The 23,679-nt window shown below is 37.9% G+C and carries 17 protein-coding genes; 7 read left to right on the forward strand and 10 right to left on the reverse strand.

Translation table 11 applies throughout. The features are described 5' to 3' along the window. Window positions 1-82: 82 nt before the first annotated feature. The 3 genes from G9H60_RS09520 to G9H60_RS09530 all read left to right on the forward strand — a co-directional run bounded on the left by G9H60_RS09520 (window position 83) and on the right by G9H60_RS09530 (window position 3,046). A complete protein-coding gene (locus G9H60_RS09520) occupies window positions 83-1,321 on the forward strand; it encodes a YaiO family outer membrane beta-barrel protein (RefSeq protein ID WP_223143822.1) in 1,239 nt (412 codons plus the stop codon). Window positions 1,322-1,457: 136 nt separating this feature from the next. Beyond that, on the forward strand, window positions 1,458-1,838 hold the full coding sequence (locus G9H60_RS09525; protein ID WP_223143823.1) for an iron chaperone: 381 nt from the start codon (window positions 1,458-1,460) through the stop codon (window positions 1,836-1,838). A 26-nt stretch (window positions 1,839-1,864) separates the two neighbouring features. Continuing rightward, the gene (locus G9H60_RS09530) at window positions 1,865-3,046 is read left to right on the forward strand and encodes an alpha/beta hydrolase family protein (protein ID WP_262900004.1); all 1,182 of its coding nucleotides are present in this window, start codon (window positions 1,865-1,867) and stop codon (window positions 3,044-3,046) included. 89 nt (window positions 3,047-3,135) lie between these two features. Here G9H60_RS09530 and G9H60_RS09535 read toward each other — a convergent pair whose 3' ends face one another. Then, complete coding sequence (locus G9H60_RS09535; protein ID WP_223143824.1) at window positions 3,136-4,107, reverse strand: zinc-dependent alcohol dehydrogenase family protein; 972 nt, start codon at window positions 4,105-4,107, stop codon at window positions 3,136-3,138. A 99-nt stretch (window positions 4,108-4,206) separates the two neighbouring features. Here G9H60_RS09535 and G9H60_RS09540 point away from each other — a divergent pair, with 99 nt between their 5' ends. Genes G9H60_RS09540 through G9H60_RS09555 form a run of 4 tightly spaced genes read left to right on the forward strand, consistent with a single transcriptional unit; the run spans window position 4,207 to window position 8,069 of the window. Beyond that, window positions 4,207-4,986 (forward strand): glucose 1-dehydrogenase, encoded by a 780-nt coding sequence (locus tag G9H60_RS09540; protein ID WP_394369780.1) that lies wholly within the window; start codon window positions 4,207-4,209, stop codon window positions 4,984-4,986. Between the two features lie 5 nt (window positions 4,987-4,991). Beyond that, window positions 4,992-6,203: an acyl-CoA dehydrogenase family protein gene (locus G9H60_RS09545; RefSeq protein WP_223143825.1), complete on the forward strand. Its 1,212-nt coding sequence runs from the start codon at window positions 4,992-4,994 to the stop codon at window positions 6,201-6,203. After that, window positions 6,200-7,225 carry a phosphotransferase family protein gene (locus tag G9H60_RS09550; RefSeq protein WP_223143826.1) on the forward strand — a complete coding sequence of 342 codons (1,026 nt, stop codon included), beginning with the start codon at window positions 6,200-6,202 and terminating at the stop codon, window positions 7,223-7,225. The genes G9H60_RS09545 and G9H60_RS09550 overlap by 4 nt, the downstream gene beginning before the upstream one ends. Window position 7,226: 1 nt before the next feature. Then, window positions 7,227-8,069, forward strand: coding sequence for a 3-hydroxyacyl-CoA dehydrogenase (locus G9H60_RS09555; protein ID WP_223143827.1), 843 nt, complete (start codon window positions 7,227-7,229; stop codon window positions 8,067-8,069). A gap of 137 nt (window positions 8,070-8,206) precedes the next feature. Here the strand turns inward: G9H60_RS09555 and G9H60_RS09560 are convergent, their stop codons facing one another. The 9 genes from G9H60_RS09560 to G9H60_RS09600 form a co-directional block, all read right to left on the reverse strand. Beyond that, window positions 8,207-10,297, reverse strand: a complete 2,091-nt coding sequence (locus G9H60_RS09560) for a penicillin acylase family protein (RefSeq protein ID WP_223143828.1) — start codon at window positions 10,295-10,297, stop codon at window positions 8,207-8,209. Continuing rightward, on the reverse strand, window positions 10,294-12,774 hold the full coding sequence (locus tag G9H60_RS09565) for a PIG-L family deacetylase (protein ID WP_223143829.1): 2,481 nt from the start codon (window positions 12,772-12,774) through the stop codon (window positions 10,294-10,296). Before G9H60_RS09565 ends, G9H60_RS09560 begins: the two co-directional genes overlap by 4 nt. A gap of 29 nt (window positions 12,775-12,803) precedes the next feature. After that, complete coding sequence (locus G9H60_RS09570) at window positions 12,804-14,198, reverse strand: sialate O-acetylesterase (RefSeq protein ID WP_223143830.1); 1,395 nt, start codon at window positions 14,196-14,198, stop codon at window positions 12,804-12,806. A 10-nt stretch (window positions 14,199-14,208) separates the two neighbouring features. Beyond that, complete coding sequence (locus G9H60_RS09575) at window positions 14,209-15,579, reverse strand: Gfo/Idh/MocA family protein (RefSeq protein ID WP_223143831.1); 1,371 nt, start codon at window positions 15,577-15,579, stop codon at window positions 14,209-14,211. Beyond that, a complete protein-coding gene (locus tag G9H60_RS09580; protein WP_223143832.1) occupies window positions 15,576-16,982 on the reverse strand; it encodes a glycoside hydrolase family 30 protein in 1,407 nt (468 codons plus the stop codon). Before G9H60_RS09580 ends, G9H60_RS09575 begins: the two co-directional genes overlap by 4 nt. Before the next feature lie 133 nt (window positions 16,983-17,115). Next, the gene (locus G9H60_RS09585; RefSeq protein ID WP_223143833.1) at window positions 17,116-18,981 is read right to left on the reverse strand and encodes a proton-conducting transporter transmembrane domain-containing protein; all 1,866 of its coding nucleotides are present in this window, start codon (window positions 18,979-18,981) and stop codon (window positions 17,116-17,118) included. Window positions 18,982-18,986: 5 nt separating this feature from the next. After that, window positions 18,987-21,491, reverse strand: a complete 2,505-nt coding sequence (locus G9H60_RS09590; protein WP_223143834.1) for a YbcC family protein — start codon at window positions 21,489-21,491, stop codon at window positions 18,987-18,989. A 90-nt stretch (window positions 21,492-21,581) separates the two neighbouring features. Then, window positions 21,582-23,180 (reverse strand): SulP family inorganic anion transporter, encoded by a 1,599-nt coding sequence (locus G9H60_RS09595; protein ID WP_223143835.1) that lies wholly within the window; start codon window positions 23,178-23,180, stop codon window positions 21,582-21,584. A 142-nt stretch (window positions 23,181-23,322) separates the two neighbouring features. Beyond that, a complete protein-coding gene (locus G9H60_RS09600) occupies window positions 23,323-23,625 on the reverse strand; it encodes a hypothetical protein (protein WP_223143836.1) in 303 nt (100 codons plus the stop codon). Window positions 23,626-23,679 lie beyond the last annotated feature (54 nt).

The following is a 23,679-nucleotide window of genomic DNA, read 5'->3' on the forward strand; positions in this document are numbered from 1 at the left end:
GAATGGTAAATTGTGAATGGGACTTACATCTTATTTTTTAATTTTTTATTTACTTTTATAGAACTACGTTTTTCGTTCTTGTATGTCTATAAAATTACATATCTCTTTATTTTTCCTGCTCTTTTGCAGTTCAATACCGGCTTATTCGCAACAAGCTGATGAATTATTTAGTCAAGCTAGGAAGGCGGCATTCGAACAAAAACAATATACTCAGGCGAAACAATTAGCCAAAAAAGCCATACAAAAATCCCCAAAAGATTATGATATTCGGATTTTTTTAGGTCGCTTATACTCTTGGGAGAATCAAGCAGATAGCGCTAGAAGGGAATTTGAATGGGTTATTCAACAAAATCCAGACTTTGAAGATGCGTATGTGGCTTACGCTCAAGTAGAATTTTGGAATCATGAGGTAGAAAAAGCCTTGGCTCTCAGCAATCGAGGTTTAACTAAATTTCCTCAATCCATAGAACTTGGAATTTTGAAGTCTAAGTTTTTGTCGAGTCAAAAAAAATGGTCTGAGGCCGATCAAGTAATTTCTTTGGTATTGAAGAATCATCCTGATCATGCAGAAGCAAGAGCTTGGGCCAATCGAATTCGAGAAAATAGTGCTGCCAATCGAATTGGACTAACTTATACTTTCATATCTTTTGATAAACAATTTGAAGATCCTTGGCATTTGACCAGTTTGGAATACAGTAGACAAACGGGTATAGGCCCCATGATAGGCAGATTTAATTATGCTAATCGATTTAATGGAAATGGGGTTCAATATGAGTTGGATGTATATCCCCGACTTTCCAATATTTTTTCCGCCTATATCAGTGCTGGATATTCTGCTAATTTAGGCGTGTTTCCTCAGTCTCGGTCTGGAATATCCATTTATGCTAATTTACCTAAAAGTTATGAAGCAGAGGCAGGTTTGAGATACTTGTTTTTTGGCCATAATTCCTGGATTTACACGGCATCTTTGGGGAAATACTATCGTTCATTTTGGTTTAATGTAAGAACTTATCTTAGTCCTGCTTCGGGTCAAATTGGTCAATCTTTTGCCTTCACTTCTCGCTATTACTTGGGAGGAAAAGATGATTTTATCAGTCTTGGATTAAATACGGGTCTTTCTCCAGATGAGCAAAGAAACCTCGTATTGATTAATGCATCCAATTATAAATTGCAGTCGAATGGCATAAGTTTGTCCTACCGAAAATCCATACAAACACTTCATGTGCTGAATGTTAGGGCAAGCTGGACCAGTCAAGAATATCAAAAGGATACACAGGGGCGAATGATTGAATTAGGTTTGGGCTATATCCGTAGATTTTAGCACTGAAGACTAAAATCCATTTGGATAAATATAGCCAGAAAATATGCTTTGGAAAATTTGTTTAATTTCAGAGTGAATTAGGTTAAAAAGGATATTTTTTGTCAAATAATTTTTTACTTTTTGGAAAAAATAGAACATGGATAAAACCGCATATCAATCCATAGATCACTATATTGAATCTCAAGATTTGGATAAACATGAGCGTTTACAAGAGATTCGAAAAATCATGAAACATCTTGTACCAGATGGAATAGAAGTAATATCATACCATATGCCAGCTTTTAAATGGAAAGGAAAAATTGTTGCTTATTTTGGCGCGTTCAAAGACCATATCAGCTTATTTCCACATGCTAGCTGCATTGAAGCTTTTCAAGAACAATCCAAAGAATATGTAATGTCGAAAGGAACTATTCAATTCCCCATGAATAAAGTTCTGCCCAAGGACTTAATCAGAGAAATGATTCAATTTCGAATACATGAAATGGATGTTCAATACACCTCAAAAAAATCTAAATAATCGAATTAAACCTATAAACTATGAATATGAAACGTCGACATTTTTTACAATCTGCCAGTCTCACCGTAGGCGCCTTTTGTCTTCCATCTGCTACATGGGCCATGGCCGACAATGAACCTGAACTTTGTCGCGGAGGCTATTTCACCGAGGCTGAAGGGAAAGCTTTTTTAGAAAAACATACTCCAGCTAATCTGAAAGTTTGGAATAAACGTTCGGAGCAGATCATCAAGCAAATCAAAGCCGGCATGGAGTTAAACAAAATGCCATCAGCCCCTACCTTGGCTCCTATCATTCACAGTAAAAAGGAATACAATGGCTACACAATTGAAAACGTTGCCTTTGAAAGTATTCCCGGTTTTTATGTAACAGGCAATCTATACCGTCCGGCTGAATTAGTTGCAGGGAAAAGTTATCCTGGAATTTTATGCACACATGGCCATGATGGAGCAGCGGAAGGAAGATTTAGAGAGCAAACCCAAAGAAGATGCGCTACGCTTGCTCGTATGGGTGCCATTGTATTTGCTTATGATATGCTTGGTTATGGAGATTCCCAACAGTGCACTCATAATATCAAGAAGTCGTTAAAATTACAGACGATTAATGGCACACGTGCTTTGGATTTTTTATTGAGCTTAGCACAAGTGGACTCTGAGCGTATAGGCATGACAGGTGAATCTGGTGGAGGCACTCAAACTTTTTTGCTAGCAGCCTTAGACAAAAGAATTAAAGTGTCTGTGCCATGTGTTATGGTTTCAGCTCATTTCTTTGGTGGCTGCAATTGCGAAAGTGGAATGCCTATTCACAAGAAAGGTGATTATCAAACTAATAATGTGGAAATAGCTTCATTAACAGCTCCTAGACCTATGCTTTTGATTTCAGATGGAGCAGATTGGACTAAAAATACTCCCAATGTAGAATATCCATTTATTAAACATATATATTCTTTATTTCAAAAAGAAGCTATGGTAGAGAATGTGCATCTAGCCAAAGATGTACACGATTATGGAGTAAACAAACGCATGGCTCTATATCCATTTTTAGCCAAGCACTTAGGGATGGATATGAACCTTGTTTTAAATAAAAAGGGCGAAGTGGATGAAAACAAATCAGTCATACTTACGAACCAAGAGCTTCGCGTTTTCAATGCCGAGCATCCTATTCCATCCAATGCGCTGAAAGGTGATGATGCGGTGATGGCGCAGATTTAGTTATTGGTTATCAGTTGTTAGTTAATAGTTATTAGTGTTTCGTTATAAATGAATATGATACCTAACCCCTAATACCTAATACCTAAACCCTAATAACTAACTATCAAAATCTTCCCATTCCTACCCGGAGTTTCGTAAGCTCGGATAGCTTCTTGGAATTTTTCTAATGGAAATGTGCTAGCAACATCAACTTGAATACTTTCTTTACTCAAGTGCTCAAAAACAGTCTTAATGGCTGTTTTTCTTGTTTCAGGACTAGTATTTTCCATCCAACTGCTCAGCCAGAAGCCTTTTACTGTTAAATCTTTGAAAATCAATAAGCCTGAATTTAACGGAATGTTTTCTAGGCTTAAAAGCCCGAATACATGCATGGTCCCTCCTACAGCTAGGCAAGATAAAGCCTGAGCAGCTAAAGTTCCGCCGACAGCATCAAATACGGCTTGTATTCCATTGGGGACATGTTCCCTGATAAGTCTGCTTACTTTTTCATTTTCAGTATCAATGACCAAATCTGCTCCTAAATCGTATAGATGTTTCTTTTGAGGGGCTTGTCGTACCGTAGCTGCTACCCAAATACCCTTTTGCTTAGCCATTTGAATGACTAATTTACCCCATGCTGAAGCTCCTGCTGTAATCAATAATGTATCTCCTTCTTTTAGTCCACTAGCTTCCAACATAGCATAGGCCGTTAATGGATTGACAAACGCTTGACATGCCATTTCATTACTCATGTTTTTCGGGACAGGAATGACAGAATTGACTGGAACACACACATATTCTTTCCAAGTGCCTATTGCTGTAAATATAACTCGTGTACCTACTGGAAATACGGATGTACTATCTGTGGTTTCAATCAAGCCTACTGCTTCAAAACCAGCACTAGACGGTAATTTGGGTTGAATCCCATATAATCCTTGAACGAACATGATGTCGGAAGGATTGATGTTTCTGGCCAGCACTTGAATTCTAACTTCATGGGCTTTGGGTTCTGGCATGGGTGCCTCGACCATCTTTAGTACATCCTTTGGTAATCCTGTTTGTTCAAAAATGACTTGTTTCATGTTCATGAATTTTAAAAGCATAAATAAAGAGGAATATAAAAAAAATCGCTGAAAGCCAATTCAAATCTAGCTTAGAATGCTTAAATTGTTTCTTAACAAATGAATATTTTTATGCATCCATTCACCCTGTTTTCCCTCGAAGGGAAAGTCGCTTTAATCACAGGAGCAAGTAAAGGCATCGGTTTAAGTATAGCGGAGGCTTTCGCTCAAGCTGGTGCCAGAGTGGTTATTAGTAGTAGACGACAAGAGTCATTGGATGAGATGGCTCTAGAGCTCAGAGAAAAGGGTTTGTCGGTGGAGGCTATTGCCTGTCATGTGGGCCACATGGATGAATTACAATCTTTAGTAGATCAGACCATTGAATTTTATGGACAATTGGATATAGTGGTAAACAATGCTGCTACGAATCCTTTTTTTGGACCTGTGGAGGATACGAGTTTAGAAGCATTCGATAAAATCATCGAAGTGAATTTAAAAGCCCCATTTCAATTGATGAAGATTTGCTTCCCTTATTTGAAAAAATCAGAAGCTGCCTCAGTTATCAATATTTCCTCTATTGGAGGATTATCCCCAGAGCCAGGTTTAGGAATTTATAGTGTCAGTAAAGCAGCATTGATTTCCATGACCGAAGTTTTTGCTAAAGAATGGGGAGAACATGGTATCCGTGTCAATGCCATTTGTCCTGGTTTAATTAAAACGAAATTCTCGGAAGCGCTTTGGGATAATGAACATATTCTCAAGCATATGATGAAAAACTTACCCATTAAACGGGTAGGTAAACCAGATGAAATAGCGGCAGCTGCACTTTATTTGGCTTCTGAGGCATCTTCTTATACAACTGGTACGGTTTTAACAGCCGATGGCGGATTTACGATTTAAACCCTATGGAATCAATACCTTCTATTTTTTTATCGGAGCGGGTGGCCAATCTATTACCTCGTTACCAGCATTTTGTCAAAGAGCATCTAAGACCCTTAGAACAAGGAGCCATTTATGGTTCTTTTAAGGCTCATCTTCCTGCTTTAGGAGCATTGAGAAACAAAGCGAAATCAGAGGGCCTATTTGCTCCTCATCTTGCTGAGAAAGAAGGAGGATTAGGATTGAGTCTTTTGGAATTTGCCTCTATTTCAGAAGTATTAGGTCAAAGCCCATTAGGTCATTATGTGTTCAATTGTCAGGCACCCGATATTGGTAATATGGAATTGATGCACCGATTTGCATCTGAAGATTTGAAAGCACAATTCCTTCATCCATTACAAAGGGGGGAAATACGTTCTTGTTTCGCCATGACAGAACCAGAACATGCTGGTAGTAATCCCATCCATCTTTCGACTCGTGCTGTTTTGGATGGTGATGAATATGTGATCAACGGCCATAAATGGTTTACCTCTTCCGCTGATGGAGCCAGATTTACCATTGTCATGGCTGTAACCGATCCTGACAACACAAATCCCTACCAAAGGGCAAGTATGATTTTGGTACCATTGGACAATCCTGGTTATCGCCTAATTCGAAATATTTCAATCATGGGTGATGTAGGTGAAGATTATTTATCTCATGGTGAAGTGGAATTCAAAGATTGTCGAGTACCCAAGGGGAATTTAATCGGTGAGGCAGGATCAGGATTTGCTTTAGCACAAGAACGATTAGGACCTGGAAGAATTCATCATTGTATGCGCTGGATTGGTATATGTGAACGAGTGTTGGAAATGACGTGTAAGCGGGCCATGGAAAGGGAATTAAATCCCAATCATGTTTTGGCAGAACAACAAAGTATTCAACATGGTATAGCAGAAAGTGCTGCAGAAATTAAAGCTTCTAGATTGATGGTTTTACAAACTGCTTATTTGATTGAAAAATATGGAGCTAAGGCTGCCAAGGAAGATATTTCAACCATTAAATTTTATGTTTCCAATGTCTTGATGCGTGTTATTGACAAAGCAATTCAAGTACATGGTGCATTAGGTATTACAGATGATACCTTATTGTCATTTTGGTACCGACATGAGCGAGGAGCAAAAATCTATGATGGTCCTGATGAAGTGCATAAAACGGTATTAGCGAAGCGAATTATTCAATCTTACAATGCCAAATGATTCAAGGAACGAACCCCAGTTTATTGGAATATTTGTCGGATCATTTACATGTTCCAGCATCTGATATACAATTGCATTCATTTAAAGGTGGTTTTTCAAATTTAACTTTTGGAATAGAATCTCAAGGCAAAAAATGGGTTTTGCGGAGGCCACCTTTAGGAAAGAAAATATCCAAAGCCCATGATATGGTCAGGGAGTTCCGAATTTTGGAAGCTTTGGAAAGAGCTGGATACAATAAAATACCGAAACCCATTCTCTGTTGTGAGGATGAGAGCATTTGGGATGCTCCATTTTTCATCATGGAGCATGTTGAAGGGCCCATTTTACGGAATAAAATGCCGGATGGACAACATTTATCCCCCCATTTCTTCCAACAGCTTTCGGCTAAATCATTGGATGTAATGTTAGAATTGCACCAATTAGAACTCGAAAAATCAGGTTTGGGGAATTTGGGAAAGCCTGAGGGTTTTGTCACGCGACAAGTGCTGGGCTGGTCGGAACGATATTTCAAAGCCGAAACAGAAGAAATCTTGGATATGAACCATTTGGCTGCATGGTTACAAGAGCATATTCCAATGGAAGAACACGTTGGATTCATACATAATGATTTTAAGTACGATAATTTAGTTTTGTCCAATTTAGATCAACCCGAGATTAAAGCGGTATTGGATTGGGAAATGGCCACGGTGGGAGATCCTTTGATGGATTTAGGTACGGTGTTAGCCTATTGGGCGGAGGCTAAAGATCCAGAAATTTTAAAAATGTTCAATTTATCGTATGCTGAAGGTAATTTTACCCGAGCTGAGGTTATTGAATATTATGCTCAACGGAGTTCATTGAATTTAGATAAGATTCATTTTTACTATGCATTTGGCTTATTTAAAGTGGGTGTCATTGCTCAACAAATTTACCAAAGACATGTACAGGGATTTGCCCCGGATCCCCGTTTTGCGGCATTGATTCATGTAGTCAAAGCTTGTGGAAAATTAGCTGTTCAAAGTATTCTAACTCATCGAATTTAATATGGAAATCAAGCATGTTTGTATTTTAGGTGCAGGTACCCTTGGCAGCCGAATAGGCTTTCAAGCTGCTTTATCCGGTTATTGGGTAAAAATTTATGATATCAAAGAGGAATCATTTATCATCTCTCAAAAGATGATTTCCAAGATTGCTAAGGGACTTTTTGCTGCTGAGACTTATTCAAAAGATGATATAGCTGCTGCTTTACATCGATTGAACTATACATTAAACGATGAGGAGGCCGTTTCTGATGCTGATATCATTTCTGAGTCAGTCACAGAGGATTTAGCACTCAAACAACAAGTTTGGTCAAGAATGGGGCAAATTGCACCTGAAAAAACGATATTTACCACCAATACTTCTTATTTACTTCCCTCCTCTTTGGCATCGTTTACTGGGCGTCCAGCGCGTTTTTGTGCATTTCATTTTCATGATGTGTTTTACTCTAAAATTGTGGACATTATGCCGCATCCTGAAACAGATGCTGACTTAATACCCATTTTAGATGAATTTGGGAAAAGACTCAACCAAGTACCTGTATTAGTTAAAAAAGAGAACCACGGCTACCTTTTTAATGCCATGTTATTATCATTTTTGGGAGCTGCAGGTAAACTTTTGGTAAATGAAGTAGCTACGATAGAAGATATTGATAAATCTTGGATGGTGAATTTTCATGTTCCCATGGGACCATTTGCCATTTTAGATTCCATTGGTCTAGATACGGCTTGGCATGTTACCCATCAATTGCCAGATGCTAATTCAAAGGCATTTGCTGCTTTATTAAAAACTTACGTAGATGCCGGAAAATTAGGCGAAAAATCAGGAGAAGGGTTTTATAGGTATTAGTGTTTAGTTATAAGTTATTAGAATAATTGAAACGAACAATAATAAATCTATTAACTAAACACTAATCCCTAAAAACTAGTCCTAATTCCTGAATCTTATATTACTTAATAACTAAACACTAATCCCTAATAACTGCCCTACTCCGGATGATACACTCTTTTCGCTTGTTCAAGCACCGCTTTTTTATCTAGTGTCATCGGCTTGACTTGTTGGGCTTGATAAAGAGGTCTCTGATCTGCAAAATGTGCACTTTCTGGATTAGAACTGGCACCAAAAGTATTCACAGATTCAATGAAAGGTAATCCTCCGTCTTTAGGGAATCGAACAAATTGTATATAGGCATCGCCGCTATTCATTCTTCTCTTTCCTCCTTCCATTTCAACAGACATCACAGCTGCCAGCACATCAGGCATGCCTCCTTGAGGCCAATTTTCTTTTCCCCTGACTAATCTTTGTACCTCACCTAAAGTTAAATCTGTTCGCTTGAAATGCTGCATTAAGGTTTTTTGAATATGCTCAAACACTTGAACAGCTTCCGTAGAAGTTAATGTTTGATCTTGTCGACCAGCCATGATTTTGGGTACATGATAGTATGCCATCAAATATATCAAAGCCCCCTGACTTTCAGGTGAGGCTACATGATCCCATGCCTGTAATTTTTCGATTAAGGCTTGAACGTGTGGATATTTTGAGGCTTGAACTGAAAACAAGGAATCAGCAGCATATCCGTATGGAAATACTATTTTCTTAGGTAATTGTCGATCAAATTTGATTCGTTTTAATTCCTGATAACTGATTTTTTCTTCTGCTTCCAATAATTCCCTAGCTCGAACACTTCGGTTATTATGGTACAATTCATAGCCATCGTTGGCATCAAAATCCTTAGGATTTAAGTTTTCTTTTTCAGCTGTTGCCAAAAATGGAGAATGATTGGTATTGAATAAATATCCACTGCTAGGATTGTGGTATTGAGGCAAAGCAGAAAAAGGTTTGAAAGAAGTCCATAAACTGGCTTTCGTATTTCCAGGAAGAGTTGATGCCCAATGATATTGTTTATCCGGATTTCGATAGGGCATTTTACCATTGGAAACATAGAAAATGTTACTTTCTTTATCTGCATAAAGGATGTTAAACATGGCCAAATGATTTTCTTCTAATGCTTTTTTGAATTCAGTGAAGTTATTCGCACGATTCATATGATACCATTGTTCCAAGGCTTTGGAATCCATCAAAGAAGGTAAACGCATGGAAAAATACGCGCCCTTTGGTCCTTTTACAGTTGGGCCATAAATGGAACGATAGGCCATTTTAGAAATTGAAATGGGTAAGCCTTTGATTTTTAACTTGATTTTTCTTTTCTCCAAAGGCAGCCATTCCCCATCCACTTGATACATACCTGGATGTTTGGCATCAGTTTTTAATTGATATACATCGATTTTGTCTTGAAAGTTGACCGTATGAGCCCAAGCCAGATTTGGACCTGTTCCATGAAAGATTAATGGGGCCCCCGGGAATAGACCACCTAACATATTCCAACCTTCCTCACTTTGAAGGTGCGCCTCATAAAAAGCTGTAGCACCTTCTATTGGTTGGTGAGCATTGATGACCAACATGTTTTCCCCACTTTCCGATTTATTGGCATGAATGGCAAAGGAATTACTTCCTTCTCCTGTAAATCCAGGCAAAGTGGCTATACTGCCATTCAATAATTTGGGTAAAGTCCTTTCAACTCCACAAAATACAGCCACCGAAAATACAGTGGTGGATAGATATTCTTCCACGCTAATAGGAAAAACATGCTTATTTAAAACTTCTTTGGGATGCGCTTCCGCATAAGCTGTTAAACCCAACAAGTAGCCTTTGATTAGTAAAATGAATTTGGGATCCATGGTACTAATTTGCTCTTCCACCACTTTTTTTGTTTGTAGAAGGCCAAATACATAATCTACCGGTGCCCCTTTCTTACCTAAATAAGTACCTAATTTACCTTTCCCTGTTAAAATTAAGGTTTGAATGGTCTTGAAATCATCTTCTGCATGTGCCCAGGCTAAACCATAAGCCACTTCTGGATCAGTTGGTGCAAAAATATGAGGGACTCCATAGGAATCCCTCGCAATTTGAATTTTATCTGTTCTAATGATAGGAAATGAATAAGTCTGCGCCATTAAATTACATTGTGTCATCAACACAAAAGCGAGACAAATTATCCTTTGAATACTTAATTTCATTTACTGTTTGGGTTACTGATTAAATTGGCAAACAAGCGGTAGGCCCCAGGTACTCCCGCAGGTAATTCCCGGAAGAATACTAGTCCCGTATAAATGAATCGCCCTTTTCCATAATTGGCTACTGCAATATTCCCTTTTTCTAATTTTTCACCTGGATCCGTAAAACCAAGTGGAAATTCTACATGAGCATCACTGGATTCTCCCAAATATATACTGCGTTCTTGTACCCAACCCTGAAAATCATCCACTGTGATTTTGTTGGGTTGATTAAACACCGCATGATTGGCTATTAAAAACTCGGGCTGAGCATTTTCACGGGTAATTCTTGAACGTCCTACTTGGAATGGATAAGGCGCCATTTGGGCTTTCATTGGTCCTAAGAAACTAGCTGTATTGTATTGAACCACATAATTTCCACCATTTTCAATGTATTTCATCAATTCTGGATGTGCATTACCTAAATAATCCTCTGTATTATAAGCTCTTACTCCAGTTACTACGGCATCATATTTCTTTAAGGATTCAAATTTCAAATCACTTTCTTGAAGAAAATCAACTTGATATCCCATTTGCATCAAAGCCTCTGGAACCTTATCTCCCGCCCCACGTATGTAAGCAATACGCTTACCTTTGCTAATAATTTGACTATGTATAATATCCAATCCTACTCCGGTAAAATAGCGTTGAGTTGGAATATGAGCATATTCAATAGTATGCATTTCCAAAGAATCAACCCAATTTCCATGCTCTGTCGTGTAAGCCAAAGACAATTGATGATGAATTTTGCCAGTTTGTTTTAGCGCATTTTCTTGGAATGAAATAGCAAAAGATCTCTTCTCTCCTTTTCTGAGTCCTTTTTCCAAAGAAATATTGGCTAAGGTTTCTCCTAATTCATTTTTAATTTGAACCTGACCAGGGCTTATTGCAGACATAGCTGTAATATTGACCAATGTACTTTTGCTCGATTTAGAGCCACTAGGGAGTAAAAGCACTTGGGAACTTAAAGAAAATACACTTTTGGGAGTAATAGCAATTGGCTGGTAAATCTCACCTTTGACTGGATCCACAAACATTTGTTGAATGGATTTTTCTAGTCTAAATGTCTCTCCTTCTAATTGAAAACTTAGCTGAACCGTCACGGCTGGGTCCACATCAGCTTGACCTATTTTCATGGGATCCTCCACAACAAAATTGCCAAGATTTCTAGCTTTTTGCAACCAGTATGGTTGTGTATATGCTTGATTTACAGGAACTTTTGTATTCCAAATGAGTTTTCGTGAACTATTGATTTTGCCGGCAAAAGTTGTGTCTTTTTGAAGAACTTTCACGTGAACATTTTCCAAGTTTAAAGGGCTTCTTAAAATAATTTCTGTTTTGAAATTCAAGGTATCCCCCGTAGCTATGGTACTTTGTTGGGTTGTTCCTGAAACATATAAAGCCGCAGCTTTCAAAATCCAATTCTTCACTTGAACTAGTTTCTTTTCTTGGTAAGTGGATTTTGGTAATGCTTCTATTGCTTTTTTCAAAGCTATCATGGCTTTAACACTGGCATATGGCTTTTCCCATTGGTAAGATTGTATAATCGCTTTCAATTGAGCTTCAACAGATTCTGAACCTGGGATCCTAGACCATGATGTGGAAACTCCATCCCATAACTGCTGTTTAGGTGCTTCGCCTGCTAAGGTTTCAAAATATTCGGTACTTAAGCCTCTGTCTGCGGCAAATCCGAATCCTTGGCATTTATGTTGACTACGACTTAAGGCAGCTAACTCACCGGTACTGACTCCTAGAGCAGGTAAATAATTTCCAATTTGGATTTTGAACTGGTTTTCATTGATGGTACTATTGGCAGAACCAGGAAAACGGAATGTATTCCAAAGCAGTCGTTTGGCTTGCCAAGTTGTTACTCCTCTACTTAATTGTTCAGGAAAACGTTTAGGATCAGCGGCAGCGGCATAAGCTTCAATAGCCAAGGCTGCCGATGCTGAATGGTGACCATGTCCAGCTCGTGCATCGGGAGGAAAACGGGTAAAAATAATATCGGGCTGTAATTTTCTTATTACCCATACCAAATTCGACAAAATTAGCTCATGATTCCAAGTGCTTAAAGCTTCATCGGTGGATTTAGAAAAACCAAAATCCAAGGCTTGGGAAAAATACTGATGAGCTCCATCTATTTTTCGAGCAGCTAATAATTCTTGGGTTCTTAATAATCCCAAAGGCACTCCTTGTTCATCTCCAATCAAGTTTTGACCTCCATCACCTCGCGTACATGAGAAATAATTGGCTTCCCAATGTTGCTCTTGCGCAAACCAAGTCAACATGTGGGTACTTTCATCATCAGGATGAGCCGCTACGTGTAGTACTGTACCTAAAACTTGAATGGACTGTAAATCCTCGTATAATTGAGCGTTAGTTTGCTGAGCAAAACTGGAAAAACTACTACAGGCTAATAAGTAAAGAAATATTTTTTTCATGAATTTATGTTAGGCTATTGTGAAAGGGTTTAGTTTTCCCAGTTATCAGTCCTGAAAAGATTAACGGGTAAACCCTCGCGACTGAATAAATTGGGAATGGCATCATTCGTAAAGGAATACCTTACGGCTACAGGATTAGGAACTTCTGGAGCTGAAACCAAAAGTGTATTTCCATCGATTTTTCCTTGTGCTGGATAGAATTTTTGATCTTCTCCGGCAATCATTAAATGAGATGGATCACCATCCTTGGCGACTAATTTGCCGTTTAATTCTCTAAAATAGATACGAATTTTCCCTTTTTCTACACGGTGTCTGTCGTATTTAGGATAAAATATAGGTCCTGCTTCTTGACCATAATTTTTTACCAAAGCTAAACTAGCAAAACGATGTGCCACTTCTACTTTTTTGGTTGGGTGAATGTTACTTACATCGGGCACCAAATCACTTAAAACGACCATGGCGGTCTTTTCAATGGATAAATTCTTGGTTTGAGCTTCTCTAAGTTTTGCGCCGTGGTTATTTTCTCCGTATTTATTGTAGGGCGCAATTTGTGCAAAATAGAATGGAAAATTATTCTTGAATGCTGTTCGCCACGAAGCAATCATGGTTTCCATGAGTTCAGCATACGTTTTGTATTGTCCTACATTGCTTTCACCTTGATACCACAATGCACCCGCAATGGTGTATGAAGTGATGGGAGCAATCATGGCATTGTAATTTAAGCCAGGATAAACAGACCAAAAGGCATTCGGTCTAAGTTGCTTTGCCGCTTCCCATAAATTACTTTTCTTGGCTAATACATCCTCTGGGGTCCAAACCTCAGCAGGTGTTCCTCCCCAATTGGAATTGATTAATCCCATAGGAACGCCTAATTTTTGGTTTAATTCTTTCCCAAAAAAGTAGCCAATAGCCGAAAAGGATTTCATGGCCTCAGGATTACATACTACCCAATGTGCTCTGACATCCTCTTGTGGAAAAGAAGAAGTAGCTTTAGGAATATAAAAAAAGCGAATTTGATTATTGTTTGCATTGGGCATTTCATCCAAGGTCTCTTGTAAATTTTGATCCCCGCTCCATTCCATATTACTTTGACCAGAGAAAACCCAAACTTCTCCAAAAACCACATCTGTGATTTTTATGGAATTTTTATTTCCTTGAAATTCAATTTGGTGATTTCCACCAGCCGCTGGTGTTGGAATTTGAATACTCCATTTTCCCAAAACAGCTTTGGTTTTAAAATGTGTCGTATCCCAATCCACATTGATTTTCACTGTTTCCGTAGGGCTAGTGGTCCAACCCCATAAAGTGACTTTGCTTTTTTGTTGCAAAACCATGTGATCTCCAATGATGGCAGGTAATTGGACATCTGCTTTCGCCATAAATCCAGCGAAAATTAGAGCAAGCGAATAAAAAATCTTTTTCATGTGTTCTAGATTATGATTTCAACATGTTTCTATTCCATGGTCCACGATACGGTCTAGCTAATAAAGCCGTAGCCTGTGGATCATTGACAATGATTTTTGAGCTTGGGTCATAGATCAAGGGTCTTCCACCTAATTCCATGGAAACATTGGCTAGGAGACAACTTGCCGTAGAAATATGCCCCTCTCCAATATCAGCAATAGGCTTAGACTTTTTATCTATAGCTGCTAAGAAATCCAACATGTGCAAGCGAGTAGCTGGAGCAGCATTTAATTCTATGCGTTCCTCAGTTAAATCTTCTGGATATTTTTCTTTTTCATAAACAACATCCATGTGCAAACTTTTTTGTTTGGAATCTGTCGGAGTAAAATCATATTTCATGGTGCTAGCACGTAAGGTACCTTTTTCACCATAAATGGTTAATCCCCAAGGATATTCTGGGTCATTCGGTGTACCCCAAGTACGGTGCTGCCAAACACAGTTTAAGCCATCGTATTCAAAAACAGCAGATTGGGTGTCTGAAATATTAGATTTTCCTTCTTTTTGAACATAAATTCCTCCTTGAGAACTGATACGTTTTGGCCAGCCTAAATCCAACATCCAACGAGCGGTATCGAACATGTGAATGCACATATCTCCCATGATACCATTGCCATATTCCTTGAAAGTTCTCCACCAGCGGATATGTGGACTTCCGTCATAAGGTCGCATTGGGGCTGGGCCAGTCCACATTTCATAATCAAAATAGTCTGGTACAGCCTGTACTGGAGGGTTTCCATTATTTCTCATGTGGTAATAACAGTACATTTCTACATGAGCGACTTTTCCTAAAAGCCCTTTATCGATGATCTCTTTCTTGGCATGAATTAAATGAGGTGTACTTTTTCTTTGAGTACCTACTTGAACTACTTTACCATATTTTCGAGCAGCAGCTACCATGGCTTCTCCTTCTAATACATCCACCGAAATGGGCTTTTGTACGTAGACATTAGCTCCGGCTTTTACCGCATCAATCATTTGTAAAGGATGCCAATGGTCAGGACTTCCAATTAACACAATGTCTAATTCATTTTCCTTCAATAACTGTCGGTAATCACCATAAAGACGGGGTACTTTACCTGATTTTTGTCGCTCGCTAACCAATTTGCCTGCCTGGTTTAATTGGTTTTTATCGACATCACAAAGGGCTATTACCTCTACAGGCACTACTTGAATGAGTCGGAATAAATCACTTTTTCCATACCAACCTGTTCCAATGAGAGCCACCCGTAAAGGCTTGTCGGGATGAATTAAATCAAGGCCGTATGCACCAAATTGAGACAGGGCTAAACTGGCAGTGGCACCTTTTAAAAAATGTCTTCGATTAATGTTGAATGTTTTCATAGCTTGAATAAAAAAGTTGAAACAGATGATCCTGGTATGTCCAGTTCAAGTGTTTTGTTTAGATATTGAAAGGGAATTTTTTGATTGTTTGGGCCTTCATTTTGAATCAATAAACAGATTTTTTTATCGGGTCTAACAAAAGCCACTAGAGGTAAATTACTTGATGATTTTAATATTATTCGTTTGGATCCTGCAGGAATGAATGTTGAAGCTTGGGCTATGATATAATATGCCACATTTCTTTGGATTCCTTTGTCAATAGTTATTGCGCCCAAACATTCGGTACATCCTCCAGGGCTATGTGGGCCTAGGTTTCTATCATTTGCTAAATTCCATTCCAAAGCCGTTTTAGCACCTTGATTTAAAGAGCCAATGACCACATTTTTTATATGCCACATAAAATCTCCATAAAAATCTCCCTTCACTCCTGTCCATTGTTCTGTGAAATAGAGGTTTTTATCAGGATGTTTTGTCCTTACTTGTGCTAATGCTTTAATATCCCCATTGTATAAATGGAAAGCAGATCCGTCGACGTACTTTCTAGCTTCTGGGTCATTTAAAATAGTGATGGGATAATCAGGTTTATCGCAGTTATGATCATAACATATAATTTTGGTAAAAATTCGGTCTTTTTGAAATTGCGGACCTAAATAATCTCGAATAAATATCAATTGATCTTCAGCTGTCATCAACAAGCTGGGATTATTTCCTGGATGAAGTGGCTCATTTTGGGGAGTAATGGCATGGATAACAATGCCTTCATGCTTCATTTCTTGAATGTATTTGACAAAATATCGAGCATACACCTCGTAATACTTGGATAATAATTTCCCTCCTTTGCTTTCTTGGTTGTCTTTCATCCAGGTTGGAGGACTCCAAGGAGTAGCAAATATTTTAATGTTGGGATTAATTCTCAAAATCTCTTTTAATAGAGGAATTAATGCTTTTTTCTCTTTTTGTAGGCTAAAATGTTGAAGTTTTAGATCTTCTTTTTGTAGAGCTATATCATCATAAGAAAACACTTCTTCATCCATATCTGATGCTCCTATGCTTAGTCTCAATACAGAAATACCTATTTGATTCGGTTTATTACCAAACAATTCTTGTAAAAGAGCTTGTTTCTCCTGTGATGCTAATGCTTGAATTAAATGCGCACTGCCTCCTGTTAAAGTATAACCGAAACCATCTATCGTTTGATCTAAATTAGAGGGATTGAGCAGGATGGGATTTTGATGAATGTCATTTTTGTCTATGCTCCAGCTTAAATTGGGCATTTTTTGAAACATCTGCTTGTTCTTAGGAAAAGAAACCCAATTCTCTATGGATTGCCCATATATGCACCAAGGAATTAACAGCATGAAAAGCATCCAATTCGACTTTGGATTCGCTTTTACTTCATTCATAAACTAGGTATTAGATTGCAAGCTTAAAGATATTCATATTTTGAAATTGTTCAATTCTATCTTACTATTTTTCAATAAAAAAAGCGAACCCTTTTGAGGGTTCGCTAGCAATCAAGGATTATCTTGGGTTTTGTTAAAAATATCGATTGGAGAATTCCGTATGTGTTTTGGAATTTGGACCCATAAAAATTCGGGCATAAATGCGCATAATGGATAAACCATCCAGGATAAAACTTAAAGAAACCACAGCAGCTAAAGCAAATTGATCCTCATGAATATGAGAAAAAATAACGTCCTCGCCTATAAATGTGGGAGTAATAGGAAATCCTGTTAAGCCTAAACATGCCAATAAAAATACCAAAGCTATTTTGGGGTGTTCTTCCGATAAACCATGGAAACGATTTAGCAATATTTTACCTTCTAAGCGAAATAATCGCATAATACAAGCATATCCTATCAGACCAGCCACAAGAATTCCGCTCAGGTAAATCCAAGTTTCCTTGCTATCATAACTTTCATTGAATGAAATGGCCAAAGCTATAGTAATATGATTGATTATGACCAAAATCCAACTTAATCGGAGGCTTCTTCTTTGAGTGAACGATTTCAACACAAAAATTAATCCTATCGTTCCCAAAATCACGGGCATATAAAGAGTCCATTCATTACTGAAGTAATTACCTTCTTTAATCACAAAAATTCCAATCAATATGGGAACGAATATGCCAATTAACCTTTTGACAGTCAAGAAATTAAGTTTGTTTCCTGCCCACTTCATGGGATTCCAAAGGTATTGATACATGATGGAGTCTAAGTTCCATTCTTTCAGACAAAGTAAATACAAGGTATTTTGAATTTTATCCGGAAATGAATCTTCTACCGTCTTGTCTTTTGGTTCAAAATGATAAAACTGTTCGCGAATTAAATAGCTAACTACCGATGGTGAAACGAGCAATTGGTATGTTCTTAAAAAAGCATTTCCTGCAAAATGAAACAAGGCTAGTTTTTCAAAGCCTAAGGATATTTCAATGAAAATTAAACCGATTTGGGCAATTGACGAATAGGCAATTTGACTTTTAACCGACGATTGAACTCGTGCTATACCAGTTGCGATTACGGCCGTAATCAATCCCATGGCTGCTATCAGGATGCGGATGGAGATTTGGTGCTCCCAAAATGGAAATGTCCGTAACATCAAAAATACTCCGATATGTACCGATAAAGACCCATAGAAAATGGCACTTGAAGGTGTCGGTCCCTCCATGGCTCTTGGAAGCCAAGATGAAAAGGGTAATTGGGCCGATTTAGCACTTGCCGATACCAAGATCATTAGGGATATAAATACACCGATGAAACTATGTGTTTGCAGGTGTTCATGTACTAATTCTGCATTGTTTAATTGAGAAAAAGTAATGTTTTGGTGCCATAAATGATGACTGGCCCACATCGCTAAAATGATACCAACATCCCCAATTCGATAAATGGAAAATACTTTTACCGCATTTTTAACGGGTAAATACCGCTCTCGGTAAAAAGAAATTAAGAGAAAAGATGATATTCCTAACATTTCCCAACCGATGAACAAGGTTTCCATATTTCCTGCTAAAATGGTAATGCTATATCCCATGTAGAAGAAAAGTGTGGTATTGAAAAAGCGTTTATATCCGGGTTCTCGGTGTAAATAATAGCGGGAATATAAGGTTACCAAAAATGTTAAAATAGCTCCTACTAAAAGATATACACTCGTTATGTAATCAAATAGAAAATCAAGTTGGAATACATAATCACTATTTTTGAACAGAATCCAACCTGTCATTTGCCAATCTGGAGCACCAAGGCCTAACCAATTGGCAACAAACAATATCGCTACAAGTAATTGTACCCCAAGAGTACCAAAGGCTGTAAATGATATTTTCCCCTCATCGTTTTTGGGTAAGACTAAGCTTATCAAAAAACCTGCCAGAGGAATTAAAATAAATATGGGAAGGTAATTTTGCATGCTAATTAGTCTTGTTGGATTAAATACACAGGAAAATTCTCTTGATTACTCTCCAATAAGCTTTCAATTTCACGAATGTGTTCTAATTGCTTATTGATTGGATGGTAAGGATGGAATTCCCCTTTTTCAAATACTTGAATTTCTTTGGTTTCTGGATGAACTGAGGCCAATATTACCCAATCGTTGATGAACCATTCATACGTTTCTGCTGATTTTTGAATGGTTTTTAACACGACATCTGGGAAATGTTCCACAATGAGCAATAATCGAATAGGATCATGAACTTCTGTCATTTGTGAAGGTAAACCAGGTCGTAAATCCCCGTCGATTCCATTGGCAACACCAAATAGTCCCATGACATTATGTGGTAATTTGGTCCCAGCACCTAGTTTTTCACTATCTACTCGAGAGAAATAATACTCCAAATTGATCCCTCCACATACCGGAGCAGCTGCTTTAAGTATATTCAAAAGGTAGTTTCCTTCGGGATCCACTCGATAATCAAATGAGTTTAAAAACGATCTTCTATCCAAGAAAATACCTTTAGAAAGTTCCCTTCTTCCCACTAGACACAAGGCATTGGTGGCATGGTTTAACTCTGGTCGAGGCTCAAAAAGAGAAACAGAACGCAAACGGATTTTTTCGTGAATTTCCTTTGGACTCAATTCGGTATTGATAGATTCAAATCGTCTGGAACGTTCTTTGGCATTTAAATCCAATGCCTTTTCAAATACCTTAACATGCTGCGCATGTAATTTTACGTAAAAATCATCTTTGATTTCATCATCGTAAAATACGACCTCATCACGGGTCGTATCATGCAATGCACCCACAAAAATAGTTTCATGCGGAATATCTATGCCCCTTTCTCTTAAAATGGCACGAACCTCTGGTTTATTCGCCATTTGGCTCACCACACGGGCATTAACAGATCCTGCTCTACCCGAACAAGCTCCACAATCGTAAGCAGCATAATGTGGGTTATTTACTGAACTGGCACCATGACCTACCGCATAAACAATCGGTGCAAAATCCTTGACCAATCCTATGCTTTTTAACATACCTTCTACCCGATTGGCCATCTCATCGATTTTAAAACCAATTTGTAAGCCATTTTCTTGCTGAAACAAAGCATCGTAATCCACTTGTAGAGTGGAAAACTTATCCATATGGCGCAAGGATGAAGCCGTAGCAGGACTCATGCTTGGTTTAAAAATATTAGCAAATAATTTGAGCGCTGACCAAAATCCTAGAGTTTGAGAAATAATCCAGCCGGTATAAAAATTGTGGCTATGCTTGGAGAAATGCAGGTCTTTTTCCCTTTTTTTCTCATCTCCTATCTCTTTAATCAGGTATTTGGGTGTTACTGGCGCAGGACAAAGCTTGGAATAAAATTTGCCACCAATGGGTTGATAAAAGAATTCGACACTAAAAAATCCGGGCGTACCATAAGTATCACATTGAGGATCAATGGATTCCAAATACCTTCTAAAAGAACACTCCCGATCGTCAATACAAAATAATCCTTGAAAGCTTTTTGGACCTTTTGTCTTGGACACTTTAGATTCTTGTTGAATACCCGCTAAAACTTGGTCGTAATAGGTCCATTCAAATGCTTCCTGAAAAATGGAGAGAATTTCCATTACCTCAGAATGTTCAATTGGGTCCAATAAAGAAGGAAGGGGATTTTCGAGTGTATTGCCTATGCCAATCCAGCCATCGGATAAAAGATAATCAATGGTATCTATTTCCAATAGGCATTCTAGCATGATTAAATCATGTAGGCTGATTTGTCTCCGATCTAATAAAGTTTGGGGTAAATCCTCTACCGTTGAAACCATTCCTGACCATCCCTGATGTGCAAATTGCTGATCAAATAAGTATTGTTCGTACAAATGTGGATGTGAGCCTACCAGGATGCTTAATACATCCTCCAGCGTAGTATGATCATCCAGCAGCATGTTTTTGGCTCTTTTACCCTTAAACAAACTTACCCAACTCTTTTTTTCAAGTTCCTTGATAGCTTCTAAAAAGCTTTTATTCTCAATTGGAAAATGCCAGATAGAAATCCCTTGATCTAAATAGCTAGAAATTAAGCGAAATAAATTAGGATGTACCATCGAATCTAAGTCGATATTGTAGACCTTTTTCCACTGACCACGCAAAGCCCCAATTCTTGGATTTGGTAGGTCATCTAGGTCTTGGTGCAATAATTTGTATTTCCACTGAGTTGTTTTTTTTGCTCCTTTTTTCTTTTCAATAACATTATTTAAAATGTCGTCATTGATACGTTTACTATGATAAAGCTCGCGAAACTGATCGATACTCAAATAAACTTGGTATCCCAATGTGGTTTGCGCCTTTCTTAAAGCCTCATGAAATGGTAAATGTTGGAATGCATGCAAGGTGTTATGGTGCACAAAATCCATTAATGGAGCCTGTGCTGGCAAATAATGTTTCAGTTCATGCAGAACATGTTCTACATGAAATCCCTTATGTGTTGTAGTCATCTTCCTTAATTTAATATTCCAATGAGAAGTTTATTCCCATTGGAATGTATGAAAAATGTAGGCGGAATGAGATATAAGTCTCAATTGAAATTAAGAAACGATCTGTTTCTTTTTTCTAGCAGCCAATTTGTGTTCAGAAAGTAAAATATGCTCGTCGAAGCCTATGATGGTAAATGTACCTCCTTCGGCTATATAATCAGCCTCAAAGTGATGTAGATTTTCCATGACAGAATGATCAACCAAATGGGTATTACTAAAATCCATAGTGACATGCATCCCTTGTGGAATAGCATCTAATTTAGCCTTTAAGCCCATGTAATTGGTAAATACTGCCGCTTTATTTACCTCCACTAAATACTGATCATCATTAAAGGAAACGGCTACATTGGCCTTAAAGAAACTTGAGATTGGTGCTCCATTAAGTAAATGAATGAGGATTTTTACCAACATACCTGCCGCTATACCAATCAATAAATCTTCATATAAAGTGAAGAATATAGTCACTAAAAAGATGGCCAACTGGCCTTTACCAATTTTGAAAATATGGATAAATTCCTTTGGATGGGCCAATTTAATACCGACTGATACTAGCATAGCAGCTAATGCCGCATTCGGTATTAGCTCAATGACTGGGGCTGCAAATACCACAAATACCAAAATGAAGAATCCATGAAAGAAGTTGGCCCAGCGTGTTTTGGCTCCGTTATTCACATTGGCTGAACTACGAGCTACTTCTGAAATCATGGGTAAACCACCCAAAATACCTGCAAAAGTATTTCCAATTCCGACTGCAATTAAATCTTTATTGGGATTGGATTTACGTTTGAAAGGATCTTGCATGTCAATGGCTTTAACTGTCAATAAAGATTCCAATGAACCAACCAATGCAAACATGACAACATATTTGATAAATACCATTTTATTGGCAAATCCCGCAAAGTCAACGTTTACATGAATATTGTCAATTAAGCTACCAATTTTCACCAAGGCAGAGGCAGGTTCTGTATGCTTGAAATCTAGAAAAATTTCTGCCGGGATTGCGATGCAAAGTACAATTAGGGCAGCTGGAATTTTACGTAAAAATTGGACAGGAATTTTTTGCCAAGTCATCATGATGATAAAACTTAGGATACCTACTATGGCCCCATTACGATCTAAATTCATGACAAATTGAGGGATAGATGCCGCCAATTCAAATGGACTTTTACCTTTAGCTAATACTGGGTTTACGTTCAATAAAACGGGTATTTGCTTGAATATGATGATTAAACCAATGGCGGCTAACATTCCATGCACGGCAGATAAAGGGAAAAAATCAACGAGTTTTCCCAGTTTGAAAACACCAAACAGAATCTGCACAATACCCGCCACGACAATAGCTCCCAGGGCATAATGCCATCCTTGTTCTCCCCCACCAAAATCAGCAACAGCACCTACTATGATGACAATAAGTCCGGCAGCAGGCCCTTTAATGGTTAATCTTGATCCTGAAAACAGACTGACAATAATACCACCTATAATGGCAGTTAATAATCCCATCAATGGTGGGAATTCGGAAGCTTTAGCAATACCTAAGCTTAGAGGTAAGGCTAATAAAAATACAATAAAACCTGAAACAGCATCGGCACTGAAATTTTCTTTCAATCCAGCTATTCCATCTTTTGGGATTTGAGGCGTTACATTTTTCATGTTATTTTTCATGTGAGCGCATTCATTCCTCTTGTTAAGCCAAAACATGGGCCATTTTCTAAGAAAAATCAATGAGCAGTGGTAAAATTTGGATAGAATCCAATTAGGCGAATTGAATAAAGGATAATCTAAGAGATTTATCCTACAGCCTAATATTCCTGAAAAGTATGAAAAATGGTGTTGAAGAATAGCTATTGGCCATCATAGATGGAATAGCTACAGATCTTAAAGCCCCTGAATAGGGATTGTTGAATGAAAAATGACTTTGTAAATCAAAACTGGAAAAATCAAAATGAACGCTTTCCGCTTCATCATCTTCTTCCGTATTATCACGGTCTTCTTCAAATAAAAGGTTAAAAAAACTAAGCTCTTTTTGCTCTGTTTTTTTAACCTTAAGATTATTCTCAATTGTACTTTCTTGAGTTAGACCAATAATCTGCTTCATCGAGGCCGTAACCAAGAAAAAGAAGATACTGATAAACAATAAGAAGTGACGATT

This window comes from Aquirufa aurantiipilula, assembly GCF_019923745.1.
In the GTDB taxonomy this organism is placed as follows: domain Bacteria; phylum Bacteroidota; class Bacteroidia; order Cytophagales; family Spirosomataceae; genus Aquirufa; species Aquirufa aurantiipilula.